Raw genomic sequence first — 22,996 nt, forward strand, 5'->3', positions numbered from 1 at the left:
CGTGCCATGGAACGCCGAGGGGTGCCCGAGACCTTTCTTGGGCGAGATCATGAGCTTGCTCTCTTTCTGGATTGGCTGACAAACGTTCAGCCCGATGCTCCCTGGATTCTCTCTATCCACGACGCCGAGCCGGACCCTGCCCGTCGGGGAGGCGTTGGCAAGACCTGGCTGCTGAAAGCCTGCGTCGCCTTAGCGCAGCAGCGCTTTCCTCACCTGGCTGTTGTCCAGGTGGATTTCTTCCGCGTCGCTGATCGCGATCGGCTGGTGGTTGCACGACGCGTGGTTGAGCGCCTTCAGGCAGCTTATCCTCAGTGGCAGGCGCGCATCTTCGCCCAGACGCTGGAGAGTTTTGCGGCGCAGGGCTATCTCAGCAGCCTCTACCCTGAAAAAGATGTGGCTGATATCCGCATTCGTGATAGCCTCTCGGAGGCTTTGTCTCGCGATGTGCAGGAGTTGCTGCCACTTTTGCCGGAGGATGCTCCACAGCTCTTGGTCGTGTTCGATACTTTTGAGCTGGTTGAACGCAATCCCCAAGTAGCGGTCTTGGGTCTCGGTCAGCTCTTTCCTGAGCGCTATGGCCTGCCTCATGTGAAGGTCCTGTTAGCGGGACGCAATCGCCTGGATTGGCAGCATCCGACGTGGCGCGGACGGGAGGAGGAAGTACTGGACCTGGAACTGCCTCCTTTTTCTGCCGCTGAGGTGCGTCTCTATCTGGCGCGTGAGCTGGCTGGTCTGCTTGATGAGGAGGTTGAGGCTGGCAGGGCAGCGGGTAGCTCAGCGGAGGCCCCTGCTCAGGCGGTGGAGAGCCAGGTCCGAGCCATTGAGCGCCTCTATGAGCTGACGGCGGGTCGCCCTATTTTGGTCGGCTTGGCCTGCGATCTGCTGGCGAGGCGCTTGCTGACGCTCACTGAGTTAGTGGCCTTCCCCCCAGGACGCTTTGAGGAACAGCTTGTCATCCGCCTCAACGATTTAGAGCGTCCGCTCAACTGGCTGATTCTAGTCCTGGCTCATGTCTACCATCGTTTGTCTGCCCCTCTCCTCTCCTGGTTGCTGGCTCATGTCAGGCTGGCGGAGGATGGCGAACATGTTTCTATTGATGAGTGGCTGGCAGCCTTGCGGCAGCTCTCGTTTGTGCGCATTGCCGGCGAGGGGGATGAGCTGGCGCTGCATGATGAGATGCGTCGACTGGTAGTGCAATATTGCTGGGATCGCCAGGACCCCGATCGCCGCTTTCGCCGCGAGCTGAGTCGTGCCGTCATCGCCTACTATGAGCAACGCGCTGAGCAGGCGCTCCCAGAGCAGGAATGGCAGGCCTGTAGTGTCGAGCTGCTCTATCATCGACTGGCGTTAGATCGCGAGGAGGGCTTGAAATGGTTTGAACGCCTCTTCTCGCCTGCCTTCTTGAGCTGGCGCAGCGGCTTTGCCCGCACCCTGTTGGAGACGGTGCGGGAGTTCGAGCCGTTGCTGACCCTGCCGCAGCGCTGGCAGCTCCGCCTCTGGGAAGCGCGCTTACTGCGCATTGAGGAACAGCCCGCCCAGGCTCAGGCCTTGCTGGAACGCCTGCGGCAGGAGGCCGACCCGGCCTGGCAGGACGAGCAGCAGGGAGAGCTGCTCTATGAGCAGGCCCGCTGTGCCTTGCAACAGTATCGCTTCCGCGAGGCCATTCAGGTGTATGAGCAGTGCCTGGCGGTGGCCCAGCGTCGAGGCAATGAGGAACGGGTCAGCACCCTGCAGGGGCAGCTCGGCTATATCTACCGCCGGCTCGGCCAGTGGGATGAGGCGCTCCACTACTACTATGCGTCCTTGTCCTATCATCAGCAACGGGGCAGCCTGGCCTGGTATGCCAATCTGCTCAATAGCATCGGGCATGTCTACCGCCTGCAAGGGCATATCGAAGCAGCCTTGCGCTATTGCTTGCTGGGGTTGCGGGTGCGAGAGGAGCTGTGGCGACAGGGGAAGCTGGATGAGCGCGCCGTCGGCCTCTCTCACAGTACCCTGGCCTTGATCTATCTGGAGAATGAGGATTTGCAGCAAGCGGAAGCGCATTTTCGCCGAGCCTTCGAGTGCTACGCGCATGTGGGCTATCGCAGCGGCCTGGCGGCTACCTACATCCGGCTGGGGCAGGTGGCCCTTCTCAAGGGCCAGTGTGAAGAGGCCGACGCCTTGTTCAGCCAGGCCGAGGCCCTGGTGACCGGCTTCGATGAGGAGGTCTTTATCAACAGTCAGTACTATCGGGGGCGGGTAGCGGCGGCGCAAGAACGCTGGCCGGAGGCGGTGGCGCGCCTCCAGCGGGCCTGTGAGCATGCCCGCCATGTGCAGGATCGCCATCAGCTCGTCATGAGCTTGTGCGAGCTGATGCGGGCTCTGGCGCACCTGGGCCGGCATACGGAGGCGGAAGCGGCCTGGCAAGAGGCCCGCACGATTGCGGAGGAGGAAGGCTATCGCTGGCTGCTGGGGCATGGGGAGGAGGTCTTGGGGGACCTGGCCTACGCGGCAGAGCGGTGGGAGGAGGCCATGCGGCACTACGTCGCCAGCTGTGCCTGGATGGCCCAACACAATCTGGTGGAATACCACAAAGCCCAGCGCCGTTTGCTGGAGCGGCTGTTGGCTCTCCCCCTGGAAACCGTTCCGGCGCTGGCGCAGCTCGTGCGAGAGGACTGGCGCCAGCGTGGCCTGATCGAGCGCTATCCCGAATTAGAGCGTGCTTGCGAGGAGATTATCCAACTCTTGCGTGTACCAAGCTAGCCGGTGGCGCTTTGGGTGAGAAAGGCACCATGCTGCTCTAATCCCGCTAACCCACAGGCGTCATGCGTTGTCGCTGCAAGGCTCGTAGTGCGGTCCTCAAAGTGATGATTGCTATCGCTCAGTCTCTCAGCGAGGTGACGCGCACGAATGAACGTCTGGGTTGACCTTGATCCGGTGGGGGGCAACTCCCTGAAGGCATGGACCTCTGACGATTGCGAGGAGGGCAGTGAGTGCAGCCTTGGCGGTTGGGCCGGGATGCAGCAGGAAGAGACGCTGCTCTGTTACCAGGACCAGTCTCTGCTGTCTGCGGAGGACCTCTCTTCGCCTGGTTCTGCCCGGCTATATATGCCTGCTTCTCTTTACTGGCAAGAAGCCACTCCCGGGCTCTGGCTGGTCTGTGATCCTGAGCGACTGGCAGCCCTCCATCTGGCTGTCCTGGATGGCGAGGCCCTGGCTCTGCTCCGCTTCTTTGAGCAGCCAGCCTCGCCCGCCGAGGCCGCTCAGGCTTTCTTCCAGGCGCCTGCCGAGGCCCTGCTCTCTCTCCTGCGCCTGCTGATCGGCTTGGGATTGCTGCGGCCTGTGCACGCAAAGCCTGTTCAAGGCTCCCCTATCAGGCAAGAGAGCAGCAGCATGACGCTCTCCGCCTGGCTGCATATCACCAATGCCTGCAACCTCGCTTGCCAGTATTGCTACGTGCGTAAAAGCGCCGAGCATTTGTCTGAAGAGACGGCCAAGCGGGCCGTGGAGGCCGTCTTGCGTTCCGCGCGGCGTCACGGCTATCAGGCGGTACATTTAAAGTATGCTGGCGGCGAGCCAACCTTACGCCTGCGCCAGGTGCTGGCTTTGCATGACTATGCTCTCGCTTTGGGGGAGTCGGCGGGCATCAGGGTAACCGCCTCCTTGCTGACAAACGGCGTGGCCCTGAGCGAGCAGGCGGTCGCCTCTCTGAAAGAACGGCGCATCAGGGTGATGCTCTCGCTCGATGGCCTCGGTCAGCAGCACGATCTGCAGCGCCCCTTTGTGCATGGTCGCGGCTCGTTCGCCTACGTTGAGCGCGCCCTGAATCGCTTGCTAGCCGCAGGCTGGCCCCCTTCTATCAATGTGACGGTCTCGCGACGCAATCTCGCTGGCCTGCCCGCTCTGCTGGAGTATTTACTAGAGCGCGATGTCCCCTTCTCTCTGAGCTACTACCGCGAGAACGATTGTTCCTCTAATATTGAATGTCTTCGATTTGAGGAAGAGGAAATGATAGCGGGCATGCGAGCCGCTTTTGAGGTGATTGAGAAGCGCCTGCCGCGTCGTTGCTTGTTCCATGCGCTGCTTGATCGGACCCATCCAGGCCTTGCCTCTCGTTACGCCTGTGGCATGGGCCGCAACTATCTGGTGATCGATCAGCGTGGTGGCGTAGCGCGCTGTCATGCTGCGCTCTGGCAAACGGTCACAGATATCGCTGCCGACGATCCGCTAGAGGCGGTGCGCCGTCCCGCTTGGGGAATGTCGGCCATCCCGGTTGACGAGAAAGAGGGCTGTCGAACCTGCCGCTGGCGTTACTGGTGTGCAGGCGGCTGTCCGTTGCTGACCTATCACCTGACTGGACGACTTGATGTCCGATCGCCAAATTGCGCCATTTATCAAGCCCTCTTCCCTGAAGTGCTGCGCCTGGAGGCGCTGCGTGTGCTCAAATACGGGACATCGCTGGCTTTCTAGCTAGCTACAAAGAGCGCGCGATGCCCTTCCCTGTGCTCTGCGCGCGGTGTCTCCGGCCTATGAGCGCAGAGTGTGGGCCTGCCGTGTGGCTGAGCCGGCAGAGAGGAGGAAACGATGGAAACAGAGAAGCCACTTGCTCTCATGCACCTGGCCCGGCTGCTCGACCTGCGCAGAAAGCAAGGAGATCAGCCCTATCGGGTGCTGCTCACCCTGGCCGCCAGCTTGACCGCCGAGGTGCGCAAAGCTATCTGTCAGAGTGAAAGCTGGAGCGACTTGCGCGCTTACCTGCATCAGCTAGGACCGCGTGATCGCCTTGGAGTTTTGGCGCATGGTCTCGCGCAGCGAGAAGCCTCCCACGACCTGGACGGCTATCGGGCTCTGGCTCGCCTCTGCAAGCAAGGCTACTTTGCAGCCATCCTGGCGAGCGAGATCGATACGCTGCTGGAGCGCGCCTTTGCCTGCGAGGAAATAGGGCCGGAACTGCTGTGTCAGCTCGTGCTTGGTCGTGAAAGCGAAGCTTTTCTTCAACAAAAGCTGAGAGAATATACGCACGGACGTGGAATCCTCCTTGTGAGGCTCTTCGGTAGCCTCGGGACTGGCATACTCGCACCCAGTTTCCCCGATCTGCTGGAATTTCGCTATCCGCTGCGTGAGGCACTAGAGCGCGAGCTTAACGAGGACCTGATCGTGATAGGGGACCCTGTTCAGGAAGAAGCCATTCTGCGCCTCCTGAGCACCACCAGCCAAAGCAGCATCTATTATGTGCTGCCGGAGAGTCCTTCTGAAGAGGATCGGCTGCTCCGCATCATCCAGGCGCGTCATGGAAAATGGGCGCCGTTCCTGATCAGCGGACCCTATGGGCGGCCTGCCACCTTCTTTGGTGAGCTGGAGGCCCTGCTCTCTTCCAGGCGGGCCATCGAGGTCAGGATCACCGAACTGGACGGACAGCGCTCTGCTCTGCCGACTACTGCGCCTCAGCATGCCATAGGGCCAGAGCAGAGCGCTATCTCCCCACCCGTAGCGGCTGCTCTCCCCGCCAGAAGCGGCCTATCGTTACAGCCCAGGCCACACGCCGATGTGCTGCTTGTCACCGTCACCGAGGTTGAAGCCCAGGCCGTGCTGGCGCTCTTTCCTCACTTTGAGCGGCAGTACATTGGCCAAAAGACCTACTATCTTCTTGGCGAGGTGAGCGGCACCGGCCTGGTCATGGTGCAATCCGAGATGGGCCAGGGCGGTGTAGGCGGCTCCCTCCTGACTGTCAGCGAGGGTATTCGCCACTTGCAGCCGCGGGCGGTAATCATGGTTGGCATTGCCTTTGGTCTCAAGCCCGAGGAGCAGCGCATCGGCGACATCCTGGTCGCGCGCCAGATCCTGGCCTACGAGTTGCAAGCCGTTGTCGCCCGTGAAGGCCAGCGCAGCGTGCGCCTGCGAGGCGACCGGGTCACCGCCTCTGCATTGCTGCTGGACCGCTTCAAAAGCGGCGCCAAAAGCTGGCAGGGGCAGCGCGTCCAGTTTGGCCTACTGCTTTCGGGTGAGAAAATGATCAATGACAAGGAGTATCGTGATCAACTGCAGGCCCTGGAGCCTGAAGCCATCGGCGGCGAGATGGAAGGAGCTGGCCTCTGTGCGGCGGCCCAGCACTACAAGGTCGACTGGATTCTTGTCAAGGCCATTGCCGACTGGGCCGATGGCTTCAAGCACGTGAACAAAGAGCGGCGCCAGCGTAAGGCCGCGAGCAATGCGGCCCGTTTCACGCTGCATGTGCTGGCTCAGGGGGGCCTGGCTCCCGCCCAGAACCTGGCGGAGAGCTAGTGAGGAAAGCACTGCGCTTCACATGGAGCTTGGTCCTGACGGTCGGTCGGCCCTCCGCTACAGCCATGAGGGTGCTCCGCGTTGCTGCCGGCTGACAACGAGCCTGCTTATTCCTCTTCCCCCATCAGCCGGCGTCGGCCAGCAACTGGGCAGTGACCAGCATCACAGCGGCGGCGGTCCAGGCCTGGACCTTGCAGGCGCGTGTATAGACCGCCAGTACCTCGGAGCCGCCCGTAGGAGGGGACAGAATCCATTCCGGCGGCAGCACGCAGTAGAGTTCGACTGGCGAATCGAAGAGAACTAACGCTTCAAGGAGGCGCTGACCGATCAGACGTGCTTGATGACGACGGCCCATGTGCCAGAAGGCAGCGGCGATGATTGCATTATCGAAAGGCCAGACAGTCCCACGGTGGTAGGAATATGGATCGAAAGCGTAGGAGGAGCGAGAGAGTGTACGAACGCCCCAGGAAGTGAGCAGGTCCGGCTTAAGCAGGCGCTCTGCTGTCTGAGAAGCGTAAGGTTCCTCCAGAGCGGAGCACCAGAGCAAATGCCCCATATTGGAAGCCACCAAAGGAATGGCCTGCTTCTCTGGAGAAAGGGCCATTGCGGGACACTGTTCTGTGGGAAGCCAGAAGCGGAGCAAGCCACGGCGCAGGCGCTCGCTGCGCTCCTCCAACTCGCGCAAAAGCGCGGCCTCTGCGCCTGCCTCCTGAAGCAAGGGGCGCATCTCGCGAAAGGCAGCCAGGGCATAGCCCTGGAGCTCGACCCAGGCGATCGGTGGCTCGGGGAGAGCACCATCTTCGAGCAGCAGAGCATCATTGCTGTCCTTCCAGACCTGATTACGCAAGCCCAGACCGCGGGGCTGGCGCGGCAGCACTTCGACCAGCCCGTCATCGTCTACATCGCCGTACTTCAAGGTCCAATTGAGCGCCGCCAAGATATGAGGCCACAGCTGCTCGATCAACTGCTGTCCCCCTTTGATCTGCTGCCAGACCCTGGCGGCGGCGATCAGAAAGAGATAAGTTGCATCCACCGAACCATAGTAGCGACCCTCCCACAGCGGCCAGGAGCCCTCGGGCCAGCGGCGCGGTTCTGGCCAATACTCGTGAATAATCTTGCCCGGCTGCTCCTCATTCTCGTCGCGCTCGGTTGTGCCCTGCGTTGCCGCCAGGGCCTGCAGACCTTGGGCGGCGAACTCCCCAGCCCACGAAGCCAGAGCTTGATCGGTCGGGCGCAGGCGCGCGGCCTCCAGTACCAGCAGCATGGACCAGAGCGTATCACGTCCGAACAGGGCATCGTAGTGATCGCTAGCGCTGCTGGCATGCAGCCCGGCGGGCGTCTGTAGCTCATCCAGCCAGGCGCGTCCTCGTTCCAACCAGCGGATAAGAAGAGCAGTCTGTTGCGAATCGTGCATAGACTCCACCACACACAATAGCGTTGCGAAGATCCTGTTGTTGGGCCAGCTTGACTCTACCTATCTATCTACCTACCTACCTACCTACCGGCCAGGCCAGATGTAGCCAGACCCTGGATAAAGTAGCGCTGGAAAATGAAGAAGATGATCACCAGCGGCGCAATTGAAATCATCGCCCCTGCCAGGACCAGATTGTACTGAGTCACATAGTTGCCTTTGAAAAAGGCCAGGCCCACCGTTAGCGTATAGTTCTCCTGGTGGGACATCACAATGAGCGGCCAGAGAAACTCATTCCAGGCTCCCTGGAATGACAGGAGCGCCACCACGGTCACCGCTGGGCGCACCAGGGGAAAGATGATCTGCCAGAAAGCGCGGAAGCGCGAGCAGCCATCAATTAAGGCCGCTTCCTCTAGCTCGCGCGGTAGTGTTTTGAGGAACTGGGTCATTAAAAAGACCGAGGTGGGCGTGACCATTGCGGGCACAATCAAACCGCCGTAGTTATCGGTCAAACCCAGGGTATAAGCTACCAGAAACTTCGGAATCAGGATGAGCTGCGCGGGGATCATCAGGACGGCCAGCGTCAGCAAGTAGAAAAAGTTCTTGCCAGGAAATTCCATGCGCCCAAAGGCGTAGCCAGCCATCGAGGCCAGCAACACATTGAGGATGGTCACGGCGCCGGCGTAGATGATCGAGTTCAGGATGTAGCGCGGGAAAAGTTGGGACCCACTCAAGATGAAGCGGTAGTTGTCGAGGGTAGCCGGATTGGGCAAGAGGCTCGGTGGCCACGAAAGTACTTGCGCATAGGTCTTGAAAGACGACGAGAAGGCAAACAGGAAGGGGGCCAGCGAGAATAGCCCGTAGCCGACCAATACGATGTACAGCAAGATGCGGCCCGGCTGCACAGGCAAGGGAGGCCGCCGCCTCAGAGAGACGGCAACTGCTGGCAGAGGCGCCTTTTCCGCTCTGGCTAGGCCTCCAATCGTACTCATCGCTCTTACTCCTCCTCTCGTGCTGATGCTGACTGGCTCAAGAGACAAGACAGGCAGGCGCGATCTGCTCCACCTGACGCGGCTGTCTCTCTGCCTGCCAGGCTGACTGGCACTAATACTGAATGTTGACGTCGATGTAGCGCTTCTGCAGCAAGGTGACCGTGAAAATGATGACGAACAGCACAAAGGCTTGAGCGCAGGCCAGGCCCATCAGCGACTTTTGAAAGGCCGTATCGTAGATAACCATAGCCGCCGTCAAGGTTGAGCGCAGCGGGGCCCCACTGGCGCCCTCCATCACAAAGGCCTGATCGAACATCTGGAAAGCCCCGATCGAGCCAAGCGCCACCACAGCGAAAGTGGTCGGGCGCAGCAGAGGTATGGTGATCTTCCAAAGCATCTGCCAGCTATTGGCCCCATCGACACGGGCCGCCTCGTAGAGCGTTGACGGAATGTCCTGCAGGGCCGCCAGGTACATCAGCATAAAAGTCGGGGCTGTTGTCCAGATGTTCAGCAACATAATAGCTGGCAGAGCCGTCGAGGGGTTCTCCAGCCAGGCCGGTCCCTGAATGTGCAACAGCGAGAGCACGTAATTGATGCCTCCTTGCGGCTGATAGAGCCAGTAGAAAATCAGAGAGATAGCCACTGAGGAGGTCATGGCCGGCAAGTAGAAAATGGTGCGGAAGAAGCCCCGTCCGCGCACCTTCTGATTAAGCAAGAGCGCCAGGAAGAGCGCCAGAATTGTCTGGAGCGTCACAACGCCGATCGTATACTCGACACAGTTGCGCAGACCGACGGCGAAATCACCGTCATGCGTCAGATCGTACCAGATGTTCAAGTAGTTACGGAAGCCATAGAAGATCGGCTCAGTAAAGCCGAAGTCGACATAGAAGAAGCTCAGAGTGAGCGCAGTGACGATGGCGATCAGCGTGAAGACGATCAAGACAAACAGATATGGGGCCAGAAAGGTATAAGCGGTCAGAGTCTCCGTTAGCTTGCGCCGGTTGATCTTGAAGGGCAGACCACGGCGCGAACCGGTTGGAGCGCCCGGGCGGGTTTTCCTTGCTGCCAGTTGCATGATCAAAGCTCCTTTGTCTACAAACCAGGCCAACTACCCCAATAGGCAACGGCACAGCTCTTGGCGAGAGGAGGAGAGCGCAGGGCCAGAGCAAGGCCAGTCGGGACGCAGTGCGCCCAAAGACCTCATCTGGCTCCCTTGCCCTCCCGCTCTCACTCAGGATCACAGGGCGGGCGTTTGCTGGAACCAACGCCAACAGCTCAGGGCTAGGGAGCCACGTTTTGCTGTATCCAGGTATTGACCTTCTGAGCTGCTGCATTGAGCGCATCTGCAACCGACTGCTTGCCAAGCATAATCGATTGCAGAGCATTGCTCACATCGTTGTGGATCTCCGTATCCGCCACGCCATAGAAGTCGGGCTGACCGTAGGCGGCTCCATCCTGCAGCACCTTGACCCCCGGATTCTGCTGGAAGTAAGAGTCATTAGCCAGCGAGGTCAGGGTAGGCAGGGCAAAGCCATTGTGCAGCACCTGGGTCTGATACTCGGCACCGGTCATATACTTGATCAGCTCCCAGGCCATGCCGGGATACTTCGTACCGGAATAGGCGGCCCAGGCGTTGGTATAGAGCAGATTGCCGCGCTTGCCGCTGGGTCCGATAGGCAGCGGCGCGATCCCATACTGGACCTTGGGGTAGTTCTGGGCCAGGAAAGGAATCATCCAGCCACCCTCTAAGGTCATGGCCACCTGCTGCTTCCCAAAGGCATCGCCGTCCCAACTGGCCCCGATGTCACCGGGCATAACGCCAGTGTGGTTCAGTTCGAAAGACGTATAGAACTCCGCCGCCTGGATGCCAGCCTGGCTATTAAAGAGGGCCTGCTTGCCATCGGCAGAGACCATCTGGCCGCCGTTGGCGAAGAGGAAAGCTCCCCAACGCGAAGCATCGGCGGGCAGCGCGATCCCGTAGACACTATTCGCCGGGCTGCTGCCGCGCTTTGTCAGCTTCTGCGCCGCGTTTTTCAGATCGTCCCAGGTCCAATTAGAGGGATCACCAAGGCCGGCCTGCTGGAAGAGCGTCTTGTTATAAAACAGGCCCAGCGAATTCCAGTCTTTGGGAATGCCAAAGACCGTGCCATCGGCGCAGTCGAAGTCCTGCATCAGCGATGGGTAGTAGGTTGAGGGCGAGACATGATCACGTGCCATGTAGGGACTGAGGTTGAGCAGCTTGCCGGCGGGAATATACTCCTGGGCCATCGGCGGCTGCAAATAAAAGACATCGGGCACATTGCCACTGGCGACGTTGGCGCGCATCTTCGTGGCATAGTCGCCAGGGATAGGCGTCCAGGTCACCGTGACGTTAGGATGCAGCTTCTCGAAATTCTGCAAACCTTGCTTGACAAGTGCGTCCTCTGCTGGTGTCGAGGCCCAGCCAGCAACGACAAGGTGGATTTGACCACTCTCCGGGCTGGCTGCCGTGGTGTTAGTGTTGCTTGGACAGCGCACAAGGGCGTTTTTAGGCCCTGTCACGCTGGCACCGGCCCCGCTGGTCGTGCCTCCGCTAGTGTTGCTGCCACCGCCACAGGCGGTAAGGAGGGCTACGAGGGTGAGGGCCATGAAGACACTCCAGAGGCTCCTTTTTCTCACTTTGCTCGGCATACGTGAACTCCTTCGTTTGCTCTCATCGGCTACTCTACCGATCCCTCTGTCAGGCCGCCTTGGGCGGCGCGGCTCCGTGGGCGCCAGGATCGTTGAGCGTCCGCCGCTGTTCGCCTCGGCTGGATCTGACAGGACTGGGGCCACGTCATGGAACAGGTCAAGCAAAAATGCCGGCGCTGTTCTTTCCTTAGTTCTTGCATCTTTGCAAGAAAGATAGATTAAACATAATTGATGAAAAGATTGAGCAATTCAGATACGCCCGCTTCGCTCACCTCCTATGGTATGGGGCAGCCACGGCGGCCGAGGTAGACCAGCGTACCAGCAGCTCATAGGTAGTTGTCTGCTGCAAGGCCGGGGCGAGCCAGATCGTGCGCCCCTCGAATCCGGCGAGCTGGACCGGACGGAGCGTCACGGGTCTGCCATTCAGCCGGGCCTCGCGAATGTGCTGGTCGGGAGAGAGTGCCAGGCCGGGCAGCAGCTCCCAGGTCGATTCGTTGATTGTGAGCTGGACGTACAGGCTATCCGGTTCTACGGTCAGCTCGACATCGAGAGAAGCCGAAGCCAGTGGGATGCGGCGCAGGCTTGCCCGGGGCCAGGTGCTGGGTGGTTGAGGGATGCAAAGCACGCGGCGTGCAGCTACCTGGGGGCGGATACCAAAGAAGTAATGGACCACTGGCCAAACGATGCCATAGCTCGACCACAGCTGGAGGAAGCAGCCGCCATCGGGAGCATACTCGCTGAGAGTGCCTGGAGAAGCCAGACCAAAGGCCCTGCTCATACGTTGCATCCAGGCCAGCGCTTGATCAGGGCGACCGTAGCGGGCCGCACCGACTGCCAGGGCACCGGATGGTAAGGTCATAACCGCGCGATTGCGCCGGGCATTGAGCACCAGACCGTACCTTTCCTGCCACTCAGGCGTCTCCAGGCGGGCCAGCAGCGAGCTGGCTTGAGCGGGAGAAGGCAGGCCGGCGTCCAGGGCCAGAGCCTGGACCATATGGTAGAGCAGCCAGGGACGAGGGGCCTCCTCCGCCTGGCTACTGGCCGGGGCCTGCTCCTGGAGAGCCTGCTGCAGGGCCATGATTGCCTCGTACAGGGCCCCAGTCTCCTCTGAGCGGTGGGAGGCCGCCGAGGCCTGCGCCTGTAGCAGGGCCTGCTGCTGGCGCAGGCTGGCGGGAGGAGCGTAGAGATCGCCGAAGAGGCCCTCGCGTGACAACCACCAGGCGTCGCGCACATGGGCGCGAGTCTGCGCGGCGCGCTGGCGCAGCTCGGTGGCCAACCCAGGGTCATCCAGTTCCGTGGCCAGGGCGGCGAGGCAGTCGAGAGCCTCAACCAGATAGGCGGCCACATCTAGCGCCTGCACCTCATCGCTGGCCATCTCCGGCGTCTCTACGATGCTCTTGCCGTGGGGGACCAGGCTCGCGCGCCGGTCGCAGTCTGCCAGCGGCCAGGTGCGCAGAGCCTCCAGACAAAAGGGGAACAATTCGCCTAGCAGGCTCTGGTCTCCCGTCCAGCAATAGGTGTGGTAGAGTGCGCGCGCAAAGAGCGGCAACTCCACCAGATTGCCGCTCGCCCAAATCTGACCATAGGGGAGCACTTCATGAGGTACTGCGCTGTGGGAGTCGCAGCGTTCGCCGAAGATGGCCAGAGTGCGCAGACTGGCCACGGCTGCCTCGGTCTGCCCGATGGGCAACAGTGGCAGCACTCCGTAGGCCGTGTCGCAGCCGAACCACCAGGGGAAATCGGGCAGGCCCGCCATCAGGCCGGTACCGATGCCGGGCACCTCCAGTAGCAGACGGGCGGCATTGGCCTTAGACCAGGCGAAGACCTCATTGAAAGTCGGATCGGGCGAGGAAAGGGCGCAGTGCTCGAAGGGAGAGAGAAACTCGGCACGGGCGCGGTGCTGAGCTTCGACGAGCACGGGCGTCAGGCCGCCTGAGATCTGTTCTCCCCCTCTCAGGCGGGCAAAGAGGTCGGCAGCCGACCCCGCGGGTCGCGCGGGGCCGGTGATGAGGAAGCTGAGCTGCGCAGGTCCGGCGGAGGAGACCTGGCAGCGGTACCAGAGCGCGGCGCCGGTGCCGCGCCCGCCGGTGCGCTCCGGTCCTTGAATAGAGTCGCCTACCTGCCAGGCAACGGGGGCGACGGTGGCTCCCACGCAGGCCGTCCACGTGGGATGGAGCGCGTCGCGCAGCACGACGGCGGCCAGTTCCTCATCATACTCGGCCAGGTCTTGCCCGTCGTGCCAGCCAAGGCGTTCCTCGGCCATCCAGGCGCCGTGCAAATCGCTGCGCACCACCAGGCCGCAAAGCACCTCGCTGACCAGTGCCTCTGTCAGGTGTGGCTGCGCTTTCAGGCTTAATTGGATGACAAGCGCGCTCTCGTCGGGTACGATCCATTCGCAGCGCTCGATCGAGAGGCCCAGTGTCGGAAGCGTGTAGCTGAGAGTCACGCCGGCGGCTGTCCATTGCCAGTGCTCGGGATGCACCAGCCAAAGTGGCTCGTTGCTCGCCGGCAGGCGCAGCGCGAACCAGTAGCCGTCAAGCAGCTTGAGCGGCGGAGCCCACAGGCCGCCCATCTCGCCCGGTTGGTGCCAGCCTATGTCAGGAAAGCTGCCGTCCAGGGTGGCAATCGCGTAGAGGCGCCTACCACTGAGAGCGTAGTAGCGTTTCCTGTCAGGGCGTGCCTCTAGAGCTGGACCTGATTGCTGCTCCTTCTCGTACACGGTTCCGTTCTCCCCTTTGACGATACTGGTGCTGCGGCTTCAGCTTGCCAGATGCGAGAGAGCTGCTGCTCTGCTCTGGGCGCTGTGGCTGCTGGCGTTGGTCAATAGCCGCGCGTTGAGGCGCGTACGATCAACTCCGGTTGTAGAAAGACGTGTGGCTCTTCGAGTGGGGTACCGCGCAAGACAGCGCACAGCAGGCGTACCAGGATGCGCCCCACCTCGTTAATGGGCTGGCGTAAGGTAGTGAGCGGAGGTGTCAAATACGAGCCTAGGCCGAGGCCGTCAAAGCCGATCACGGAGAAAGTCGGCCCGACCTGGACCCCGGCGTCAAGGGCTGCCCGCATCACGCCGACGGCGAGGACATCGCTGATTGCAAAGATGGCGGTTGGCGGCTCTTCCCAAGAGAGCAGGTGCTGTGTGAGCAGATAGCCATCTTTCTGGGAAATGCCGCTTGGAATACACAGGCGCGGATCGTAAGGCAGGTTGGCCTGAGCCAGGGCCTCGCGGTAGCCGGCGCGCCGATCGCGTTCCCAGTGATAGGTGTCACCCCCACCGATGAAGGCGATTCGTCGGTGGCCCAAGCTGATGAGGTGCTCGGTGCCGATTCTGGCCCCGCTGCGGTTGTCAACCTCGGCCCAGGGATAGGGATAGAGGCGGGCCGTGGCGAGGTCCTCGGCGGAGCGACCGAAGAGGACGTGTGGATAGCGGTGACGACAAAGATAGGCAAGACGATGGTCGTCTGGACGCAGGTCGGTGAGAATCACGCCGTCAGCATGCCGACCCCCGAGAATGCGCTGATAGACGGCAAGTTCGCGCTCTCCCTCTTCGGCTCTGACCAGGAGAACATCGAAATGATGGTTAGCGGCCTCATCGGCAATGCCGGCGAGCAGCTCGACCAGAAAAGGATCGGCATTTCCGGCACCGGCGTCAAGGTTGAGGGCGCGCGAAACAAAGGCGAGCGTGTCGGTGCGCGCGTGATTGAGGTGGCGGGCGCTGGCATTGGGCACATAGTTAAGCTGCTTGGCCAGGGCCTGGATGCGCTGGCGCGTGGCTTGCGGGATCGAGGGATCATCGCGCAGGGCACGCGAGACGGTGGATTTGTTGACACCTGCCCGCCGGGCGATCTCCGCCAGTGTGGGCCGCGCAGTGTTCAGCTCGGGTAGCGTCTGGCCGGACGAGCCGCCTGATTGTCGTGGCTCGCTCGGGCCGGTGCTTGCCGTGTGCTGCTCCTGTGTGGTCATCGGAGACCCCCTAGCCGCGGTTTCGTTGCTCGTTGGACCGGTCGCTGCGTTGCGATCCGTTGCCCTGCCTCTTCCTCTCCGGTTGATCTCCTACTATGCAACCGGTTGCGTTGGCTTATTGATTAGATACCATACGAAGCAGTTGTCTGTCAAGATGGAAAGCGGGAGAAAAACGGGAGGCCTGGGCGAGGCCAGCGGGTGCCGATGCGCACCATTTTAGCCTGTTGTCTCTCCTCTCTCGACTTCGTCGCTCTTTCCAGCATATAATGGGAAGGATATTTCGAACAAAAATTCCACTGTATTCCTGAGCTAGCCGCTGAATATGTAGAAGCACAGTGAAGTATGAGTTCAACGAGGGTACAAAAATGATGAAGTCTTCTTATGAGCAGGGTGAAGCGCAGCTCCATCCTGCGGTACGGGAGCGGGCAGGCTCTCCCACTCTTGAACAATGGGGAGAGCGGGGGCCCTCGATGCTAGGACGGCTGGCCGAGATCGATCTGGTGACCCTGGATGCGGCAGTGAGCACGGGGCCAGCGCTCGCGCGTGCCCGGCGGCTGCTGACCAACCGCCAGCGCCTGGCGCCGGGGCGCCCCGCCCACCTGCTGCTGCACGCCCACAGTCCCCGCGAAGAGGACCTGGCACGCGAGGCGGCGGCGGCCCTGGCCCCACTGGTGGCCGCCGTCCATCTGCGGCGGCTGCGCAGTCGCACCGAGGTGGCCAGCGAGGCCCTGGCCCTGCATCGGCAGCTCTGGCCTGCGGAGGAGGAAGCCCGGCGCAAAGCGCGCCTGCTGCTCTTGATCCGCCGCGGGGGAGCGGGCAAGCCGCAGTTCATCGCCCCCTTTGTCGGAGGTGCCGGCACCACCTGCGGGGCCTGGACGCCCATTGTGGCCTATCGCCGAGGCCGCCAGACCTGGATCGCGGGCACGCGTCCGCCCGAGCAGGAGCGCGGGGCTGAACCGATCCGCGGCTTCCTGCGCGGCAACTATGCGCAGGGGGTGTGCCCGGTCGCTTGTAGCTTCTGCTACCTGCGCGGCCTGCATGGCATGGGCATCAAAAGCGTGGCCCTCAATCTGGAGGACGTCGTGCCCGAGCTGGAGCAGCTCCCGCGGGGCAGTGTGGTCAACTGGGCGGAGCTGGGCGGCCCCGTCGAAGAAGATCCCTGGTTTGTCGACGAGCAGGGACAGGGGTCGCTGGTGCAGACCATCCTGGACCTGGCCAGCGCGCGCGGGATCGTCTCGTTCTTGCTGACCAAGGGGGTCTATGAGCCGTACCTGCGGCTGGAAGGGCGGCTGGCCCTGGTGGCGATCAGCCTGAACCCGGCGGCCATCTCGGCGCAGTTTGAGCCGGGGGGAGCGCCGCCCGAGGCGCGGCTACGGGGGCTGGCCTGGGCCATCGAACACGGAGCGCTGGATCATACGATCCGGCTGGGGCCGATCATCCCGGTGGCCGGCTACCGGCAGGCCTACCACGAGCTGTTTGCCCAGATCCGCGACATCCTGGGGCCGCGGCTGAAGCGGATGACGGTGGACATCCTGCGCTTCTCGCCGCAGATGCCACGGGTGCTGCGGGCGAGTCTGCCCGAGGAGCAGGTGGCGCCCTTGCTAGAGGAGCTGGAACCCGAGGTGGTGGCGCACAAGTATCGTCCGTCGGTGACACGACAGCAGCGGCTCTATCGCTGGGTGCGGCTGCTGTTGGCGCGCTATGGCCTCGGGCAGGTGCAGACGACGCCCTGCAAGGCGGACCCGCGCGAGGCCTTGCAGTTTCTGAAGGCGGGGGTGATCAGCAGCATGCCCTGCGCCTGCCACATCAGCTATCGACTCCGGGCCGAGCTCCAGCGCGGCCCGATGCCTGTGCTCAATCGCGCTCCACAGGAGTAGATTTTTAATGCTCGCTTGATTATTTGATTAAATTTCGCTTGCCAAGTGGCCTGCTCTTAGGTATACTTAAAAATAGTTAGATCTAAACTAATAGCGTCATTTTTCGTTGAAAAATTGAAGATTTGGCGAGTGGTACAAGCTCTAAACTGAAGCGCCTACCGCTCGCCTCACCGTCGCAGAAGCGTGGCGCGAGAAACGGCATTGCTGGCCTTGTCCAAGGAATGGCTCAGGAGCGGCGAGCTCGAAAGGAGCGTGACATGGCCCCGCAGTCAGTGATCTGGAAACTGGAAGATCATACCCTTGCGAAACACATCATTCTGCGGAAGTATCTAGATGCCTGGCTCCCTATCCTCATCCACGAGGGAAGAAGGGGATTGCTGATCGATGGGTTTGCGGGTCCCGGGGAGTACATCGGAGGAGAAATCGGCTCGCCGCTGATTATGATCAACGCCTATCAGCAGCATCGCGCTGATTCCCTTCGACGGGGCACAGTGAAGTTCTTATTTGTGGAACTTGATCCAAGTCGCTCGGCTCATCTTCAGCGCAAGCTCCAGGCCCATCTCCAGAGTCAGCCGCTGCCTCCTACGGCGACCTACGAGGTGTATACAGGAACATTTGTAGACGCAATGACCAGGCTCCTGGCCAGCGGCTGCTGGCAATACGATGCCATGTTCGTCTTTATCGACCCATTTGGCTTCTCCCATGCGCCCATGTCTGTTATTCGCGACCTGATGGGCTGCCCTCGCTGTGAAGTCTTAATTACCTTCATGTATAAAGAAATCAATCGCTTTCTGGAAGCTGATTACAGGACGAAGCGGCAGCATTATGATGCCCTCTTCGGCACCACCGAATGGCAGACAATCGCCGTTGATGCCCCCGATGTGCAAACGCGCCTGCGGCGCCTGCACGATCTCTATCGTCATCAGCTCCTAACAGTCGCTGGCGCCCGCTACGTGCGCTCTTTCTGTATGCGGGATAGCAGGAATACGACTGATTATTTCCTCTTCTTCGCTACGAAGCATCGCCGGGGGATGCAAGAGATGAAGCGAGCGATGTGGAAGGTTGACCCGACAGGCAACTTTGTCTTTTCTGACTGCACGGGCCTGGGGCAAGATTTCCTGCTCCGCAATAATGATCCTGCGCTGCTGGCCTCGCTGCTCCGCGAGCGTTTTAAAGGGCAAAGGGTTACTGTGGATGAGATCGAAGAATTTGTCATTGCCGAGACCCCCTTCTTCACCTACAAGTCGAGTCTGAAGCTGCTGGAAGATAAAGCCCAGGTTGTGGTCTATGGACCGCCGGGACGGCGAAAAGGCAGCTACAAGGATTCCAACCTGGTCGTCTATTTCTGCTAAGTCCGGTCAGCCCGCTCTTACCTCCGGCCCAGCTTCGTACGTACATGCCTGCACCGGTGCAGTGCGCGAGACGCAGAGCGGTGGTTCCCTTCGTATGTTATCCTTCTCTTCGTGAAGAGCATCCTGTTACCTACAGGCGAGGCTCTCTTCTGCGCCTGGCCTCTGGCATGAAGAGAGCGTTTGGCCCCGGCAGCTTGCTGACCAATGGCCAGGCTATCTACCTGTCAGCCGGGCGCGTCAGAGACTGACTGCTGAACCGGGGCAAGAAGAGAGCAGACGTCAGGGGAGACGGACTCAAACCTCCGCCTGCCTCTATCTGACCGACTGAGCAAAGACAAGCTCTACCTCTGGAGAGAAAGGAGCGTCAACGATGACCGAAGCCGATCACGCTGGCGACCGGATCGAACACACCCTTGAAGTCCAAGGGATACCCACCCATCTCTTTGAAGCCGGTCCCCCCACGGCACCGCCCTTGCTCTACTTGCATGGCACCCATCTCGGCAATCTCTGGCTCGACTACCATCGTCTGCTAGCCCAGCATTTCCATCTCTTCGCCCCTGATATCCCCGGCTTTGGCCTCAGCGAGCGGCCGGACTGGATGCGTGACATGAGCGACTACGTCCTCTACTTCCGCGACCTCATGGCGGCCCTGGGCCTTGAGAGAGTCGCTCTGGTCGGTCACTCGCTTGGCGGCTGGATGGCCGCCGAAATCGCCGTCTGGTATCCCGAACGAGTCAGCAAGCTCGTTCTCTCCAACGCGGCAGGTCTACGTGTCAAAGGGGTCCCAATAGTCGACATCTTTGCCCTGAGTCCCCAGCGACTACTGGAGACCTGCTTTGAGAACCTTATGGCGGCGGCGCCTCTGATTCCACGCGAGATCAACACCGACTACTTTGTGCGTCTCTATGCCGAAAGAACTACCCTGGCTGCCCTGGCCTGGAATCCGCACTACGACCCGAAGCTAGCGCGGCGCCTGGCCTCTCTGCGCTGTCCCGTGCTGATCATCTGGGGAGCCCACGACCGGCTCATTCCGCCCGCCTATGGCGAAGAATGGCAGCGACTCATTCCCGGCGCGCGCCTGGTCGTGCTAGAGGGCACTGGTCATATGCCCATGTTCGAGCTGCCCCAGCAATGGACCGCGCACATCTGCTCATTTCTTCAAGAGTCGCAGCAGCAGGAGGTAAAGCCCTGATGAGCCGTCCTCGACTCACCTTTCACTACTTCCATCTCATGCCCTGGCCTGATCTACCCCCCGACTTTGACGAGAAATATGATTCGGCCTGGGTTACCCTTCCCAATAGCATCTACGATCCAGAGAAAGGCCATGCCCTCTACAACCGCTACTTTGACGAACTAGAGCGCGCGGACAAACTGGGCTGGGACAGCGTTTGCGTCAACGAGCATCACCAGAATGCCTACGGGACCATGCCTTCGCCCAACATCATGGCTGCGGTGCTGACGCAGCGCGTCAAACGCGCCAAGATCGGCATCATTGGCAATGCGTTGCCGCTACACGATGATCCTCTGCGTGTCGCAGAAGAAATCGCCATGTTAGATGTCATCAGTGGCGGACGCATCATCTCGGGCTTCGTGCGCGGCACCGGTATGGAATACTTCAGCTACAACATCAATCCAACCCTCAGCCGCGAACGCATGAACGAGGCTCACGATCTCATCATTCAAGCCTGGACGCGGCCTGGTCCCTTCAGCTTCGAAGGCGAGCACTACAACTATCGCTACGTCAACATCTGGCCACGTCCGCTACAGAAGCCGCATCCGCCGATCTGGATGCCTGGCACCGCCAGCCTGGAAACCATCGACTTCGCTGCCGCCCATCGCTATCCCTACATGACCGTTTTTATGCCAATGGAGCAGCGCAAGCGCGCCTATGAACTCTATCGCCGTCTGGCCGAGGAGAAATATGGCTACGAAGCCCAGCCCGAGCAGCTTGCCTTTTGCGTGCCCATTGCCATTGCCGAAACCGATGAGCTGGCCATGAAAGAAGGCGAGCGCTACATGATGTGGCTCTTTCAGAAAGCCATGAAAGTGCCAACTGAGTTCTTCATGCCACCGGGCTACATGAGCCTGCGCAGCATCCGCGCCGCCATCGAGAACCGGGCCAGTTTCGGCTTTGGCAACACGACTTTTAAGGAGCTAGTAGAGCAGGGGGTAGTCATCGCTGGCAGCCCGGCCACGGTCATTGAGAAACTGAGCTACTACACCGAGGTCCTGCATGCCGGCATGCTGGTGACCGGCGGCTGCACTGACGGCATGCCCGATTACCTGGTACTCAAGCATCAGGAGATGATGGCTAAGGAAGTCATGCCCTATTTCCGCCGGCAGGAGCCACCGCCTGAGCCACGACCGGTTGAGATTGGTAATCAGCGCTCATCATAAGTCAGCCCTATGCCAACCTGGCGCAGAGCGCCGGAGCGAGGAGGCCGGGATCGCCAAACGGCCTGGTACTTTCGGAGTAAGCTGTCAGCTATTCCACGGTGGCGCGTGTCCTCCCTATAGAGACAAGTGCAGAACAGCGGATTTCCTGTCCTGCTTGTCTGCTCAGATAACCACCATCGCGGTCACCTGAGACAGCAGGCAACAAGGGGGAGATCAATGGTGTTTGCAGCAACCGCGCCGCCGATCTGGCTGAAAGAGAAGCTGCCGCGGCTGGTCTGTCCGCATTGTGCTGCGCGTCAAACGGCAGCAGCAACCCAACCGCTGCAGCAAGATGAGCGCCAGACGGAACAAATCAGTAGAGGAGAAGAGCCAGCCCCTCTACTCCCAGCGCGGTGGTCAGAACAGACCACAGGCGACGGAAAAGAGACATGAGAGTGTGAACCCAAACCCGTAGGGAGAAAGCTCCTGTTTGGTCCAGCCTTCTTGAGAAGGACCGGGAGCTTTCTCCCTGATTAGTCACCTCTTAGCCGCGGAAAGCATAGACAAGGCCTGTTGAGCAACGCAGCGGTTCACCAGGACCAAAGGAAGCAAGGCGCTGAGTCTCCCGCCGTGCGATCATGGTAGAGCCGCAGCCCTCCCGGCTAGCGAGTGACGCCGGCTGGCTGATGCTTTCTGCCAGCGGCCCTGGCCTGGATAGCCCGAGCATGCCCGGCACAAAGCCCCACCCTCAGCCGCTAGAAGACACGTCTGTGAGGACAGGGTCAGGGCTGCGCGCTCCTCATTTCTGTCCATAGACTACATAATACTGATACTCTACATGCATTATTTCCATCTCTCGATTGATTTCCTGCAAGACAACGTTGAATTGTCTTTCGTCGATATTAAGCTGCTGTTGCAGGAGTGGAAAGAGGCCCGGGAAGGTGGCCATCAAATTCTTTTGGAGCATCACACCCTCGTGGAGACCCCAGGGACCGACCGGCACACTGAGCGTTTCCAGACGAACGTTGCGCAGGCCGAGACCCTGAAAAAGATTGCCCAGACGGTCCAGGATGGCAGGATCATAGCCCGCGCGCTTGCTGGCCTGACGATACCACTCAATAAAGAGCCGGAGAGCTGGACCCGCGTTCACAAAAGTATCTCCTCCTTCAAACAGCTCGATCCAGCCGCCAGGAGCTGTCACCCGCAGCAGCTCCTGAAGAAGAAAAGGCCACTTTTTAGCAGGAATACCCAGGGCAAGCAGACGCTGATGGACATAATCGAAAGTATGGTCGGAGAAAGGTAAGCCCTCCAAGACATTTCCCTGCAGGAAGGTCACATTTGGAGGCAACTTCTGAAGAGGAGTGGACCATTCCAGATCAATGCCGTAGACACGGGCTTGAGGGAAAGCGCGCGCCATCTCAAGCACCCAGCGCCCCGTACCGCAGCCAACATCGAGAATAGTGCGCACCTGCTCCTTATCGAGTGGCGCCAGATAGTTACTTTTGAGCACGTGCTTGAGATAGAAATGCTGGAAGTCAAGACGGTTGGCCTCAATGAGATCTTTCGGCAAGAGATAATCCGTATCGATCAGATAGCGCCTGGCAAAGACGGCGACAGAAGGCGCCTGAGAGAGCCGGACAGTCGGCTGCTGCGCTATAGCCTGGCGCCGCGCGCTCGTCGTGTTGCCTACCCCTGCTAGCTCCCGCTGCGCTGGACTGACCTGCGCCTCTCTCCCATCCATAGATGGACTGGCCACTACCCAGACTGGCCAGCTATCGGCAGGCGTGCTGGCCGCTCCGCTCCAGCCATTCGCACGACCCCGGTCAGGAGGGGGCGCCCAGGTGTCTCTTTTCCCTATCTCCTTGTCTCTAGAGGGCAACCCTCTCCTCACTGTCGCGCTTCCCACACTAGCCGGCAACGGCGCCACACTCAGTCTCTTCCGCGCCTGCCCTTTGCTTCGCCACAACTGCTTCAACCACTGAAAGATCTTCTTCATAAACACATTCCACTCTCTGCAAGATTTTCACTCTTTCTGAGCTACTTCTTGCTCCTTTTTGTCCCGAGGCAGAGCGCTTTCTTGCCTCGCTCCATCCT

14 protein-coding genes are annotated in these 22,996 nt (G+C 60.6%); 7 read left to right on the plus strand and 7 right to left on the minus strand.

Going from position 1 to position 22,996, the window contains the following annotated elements:
* Positions 1-6 precede the first annotated feature (6 nt).
* The 3 genes from AC6H1L_RS12340 (at position 7) to AC6H1L_RS12350 (ending at position 6,264) form a co-directional block, all read left to right on the plus strand.
* Positions 7-2,745 (plus strand): tetratricopeptide repeat protein, encoded by a 2,739-nt coding sequence (locus tag AC6H1L_RS12340; protein WP_497597795.1) that lies wholly within the window; start codon positions 7-9, stop codon positions 2,743-2,745.
* Between the two features lie 147 nt (positions 2,746-2,892).
* Positions 2,893-4,452, plus strand: a complete 1,560-nt coding sequence (locus tag AC6H1L_RS12345; RefSeq protein ID WP_497597796.1) for a radical SAM protein — start codon at positions 2,893-2,895, stop codon at positions 4,450-4,452.
* 114 nt (positions 4,453-4,566) lie between these two features.
* Positions 4,567-6,264 (plus strand): 5'-methylthioadenosine/S-adenosylhomocysteine nucleosidase family protein, encoded by a 1,698-nt coding sequence (locus AC6H1L_RS12350; RefSeq protein ID WP_497597797.1) that lies wholly within the window; start codon positions 4,567-4,569, stop codon positions 6,262-6,264.
* Positions 6,265-6,388: 124 nt separating this feature from the next.
* Here AC6H1L_RS12350 and AC6H1L_RS12355 read toward each other — a convergent pair whose 3' ends face one another.
* The 6 genes from AC6H1L_RS12355 to AC6H1L_RS12380 form a co-directional block, all read right to left on the minus strand.
* Positions 6,389-7,678, minus strand: coding sequence for an amylo-alpha-1,6-glucosidase (locus AC6H1L_RS12355; protein ID WP_497597798.1), 1,290 nt, complete (start codon positions 7,676-7,678; stop codon positions 6,389-6,391).
* An 80-nt stretch (positions 7,679-7,758) separates the two neighbouring features.
* Positions 7,759-8,667: a carbohydrate ABC transporter permease gene (locus tag AC6H1L_RS12360; RefSeq protein WP_497597799.1), complete on the minus strand. Its 909-nt coding sequence runs from the start codon at positions 8,665-8,667 to the stop codon at positions 7,759-7,761.
* Positions 8,668-8,779: 112 nt separating this feature from the next.
* Positions 8,780-9,742, minus strand: coding sequence for a carbohydrate ABC transporter permease (locus AC6H1L_RS12365; RefSeq protein WP_497597800.1), 963 nt, complete (start codon positions 9,740-9,742; stop codon positions 8,780-8,782).
* A 206-nt stretch (positions 9,743-9,948) separates the two neighbouring features.
* Positions 9,949-11,337: an ABC transporter substrate-binding protein gene (locus AC6H1L_RS12370; RefSeq protein ID WP_497597801.1), complete on the minus strand. Its 1,389-nt coding sequence runs from the start codon at positions 11,335-11,337 to the stop codon at positions 9,949-9,951.
* Positions 11,338-11,605: 268 nt separating this feature from the next.
* Positions 11,606-14,056: an MGH1-like glycoside hydrolase domain-containing protein gene (locus AC6H1L_RS12375; RefSeq protein WP_497597802.1), complete on the minus strand. Its 2,451-nt coding sequence runs from the start codon at positions 14,054-14,056 to the stop codon at positions 11,606-11,608.
* Between the two features lie 101 nt (positions 14,057-14,157).
* A complete protein-coding gene (locus tag AC6H1L_RS12380) occupies positions 14,158-15,297 on the minus strand; it encodes a LacI family DNA-binding transcriptional regulator (protein ID WP_497597803.1) in 1,140 nt (379 codons plus the stop codon).
* A gap of 365 nt (positions 15,298-15,662) precedes the next feature.
* On the opposite strand from AC6H1L_RS12380, the gene AC6H1L_RS12385 reads away from it, so the two are divergent.
* From AC6H1L_RS12385 to AC6H1L_RS12400, 4 genes are all read left to right on the plus strand, one after another.
* The gene (locus tag AC6H1L_RS12385; RefSeq protein ID WP_497597804.1) at positions 15,663-17,174 is read left to right on the plus strand and encodes a radical SAM family protein; all 1,512 of its coding nucleotides are present in this window, start codon (positions 15,663-15,665) and stop codon (positions 17,172-17,174) included.
* Between the two features lie 257 nt (positions 17,175-17,431).
* Positions 17,432-18,526 carry a three-Cys-motif partner protein TcmP gene (locus AC6H1L_RS12390; protein WP_497597805.1) on the plus strand — a complete coding sequence of 365 codons (1,095 nt, stop codon included), beginning with the start codon at positions 17,432-17,434 and terminating at the stop codon, positions 18,524-18,526.
* Positions 18,527-18,896: 370 nt separating this feature from the next.
* Positions 18,897-19,718 carry an alpha/beta fold hydrolase gene (locus AC6H1L_RS12395; RefSeq protein WP_497597806.1) on the plus strand — a complete coding sequence of 274 codons (822 nt, stop codon included), beginning with the start codon at positions 18,897-18,899 and terminating at the stop codon, positions 19,716-19,718.
* A complete protein-coding gene (locus tag AC6H1L_RS12400) occupies positions 19,718-20,923 on the plus strand; it encodes an LLM class flavin-dependent oxidoreductase (protein ID WP_497597807.1) in 1,206 nt (401 codons plus the stop codon). The genes AC6H1L_RS12395 and AC6H1L_RS12400 overlap by 1 nt, the downstream gene beginning before the upstream one ends.
* 778 nt (positions 20,924-21,701) lie before the next feature.
* Here AC6H1L_RS12400 and AC6H1L_RS12405 read toward each other — a convergent pair.
* Positions 21,702-22,643, minus strand: coding sequence for a class I SAM-dependent methyltransferase (locus tag AC6H1L_RS12405; protein ID WP_497597808.1), 942 nt, complete (start codon positions 22,641-22,643; stop codon positions 21,702-21,704).
* Positions 22,644-22,996 lie beyond the last annotated feature (353 nt).

The sequence above is a fragment of the Thermogemmatispora argillosa genome (genome assembly GCF_059696725.1).

What these genes read in the sequence shown, in the direction of transcription:
- AC6H1L_RS12340 (WP_497597795.1), top strand. Translation starts at nt 7, where the DNA reads ATGGAACGCCGAGGGGTGCCCGAGACCTTTCTTGGGCGAGATCATGAG.
- AC6H1L_RS12345 (WP_497597796.1), top strand. Translation starts at nt 2,893, where the DNA reads ATGAACGTCTGGGTTGACCTTGATCCGGTGGGGGGCAACTCCCTGAAG.
- AC6H1L_RS12350 (WP_497597797.1), top strand. Translation starts at nt 4,567, where the DNA reads ATGGAAACAGAGAAGCCACTTGCTCTCATGCACCTGGCCCGGCTGCTC.
- AC6H1L_RS12355 (WP_497597798.1), bottom strand. Translation starts at nt 7,678, where the DNA reads ATGCACGATTCGCAACAGACTGCTCTTCTTATCCGCTGGTTGGAACGA.
- AC6H1L_RS12360 (WP_497597799.1), bottom strand. Translation starts at nt 8,667, where the DNA reads ATGAGTACGATTGGAGGCCTAGCCAGAGCGGAAAAGGCGCCTCTGCCA.
- AC6H1L_RS12365 (WP_497597800.1), bottom strand. Translation starts at nt 9,742, where the DNA reads ATGCAACTGGCAGCAAGGAAAACCCGCCCGGGCGCTCCAACCGGTTCG.
- AC6H1L_RS12370 (WP_497597801.1), bottom strand. Translation starts at nt 11,337, where the DNA reads ATGCCGAGCAAAGTGAGAAAAAGGAGCCTCTGGAGTGTCTTCATGGCC.
- AC6H1L_RS12380 (WP_497597803.1), bottom strand. Translation starts at nt 15,297, where the DNA reads ATGACCACACAGGAGCAGCACACGGCAAGCACCGGCCCGAGCGAGCCA.
- AC6H1L_RS12385 (WP_497597804.1), top strand. Translation starts at nt 15,663, where the DNA reads ATGATGAAGTCTTCTTATGAGCAGGGTGAAGCGCAGCTCCATCCTGCG.
- AC6H1L_RS12390 (WP_497597805.1), top strand. Translation starts at nt 17,432, where the DNA reads ATGGCCCCGCAGTCAGTGATCTGGAAACTGGAAGATCATACCCTTGCG.
- AC6H1L_RS12395 (WP_497597806.1), top strand. Translation starts at nt 18,897, where the DNA reads ATGACCGAAGCCGATCACGCTGGCGACCGGATCGAACACACCCTTGAA.
- AC6H1L_RS12400 (WP_497597807.1), top strand. Translation starts at nt 19,718, where the DNA reads ATGAGCCGTCCTCGACTCACCTTTCACTACTTCCATCTCATGCCCTGG.
- AC6H1L_RS12405 (WP_497597808.1), bottom strand. Translation starts at nt 22,643, where the DNA reads ATGGATGGGAGAGAGGCGCAGGTCAGTCCAGCGCAGCGGGAGCTAGCA.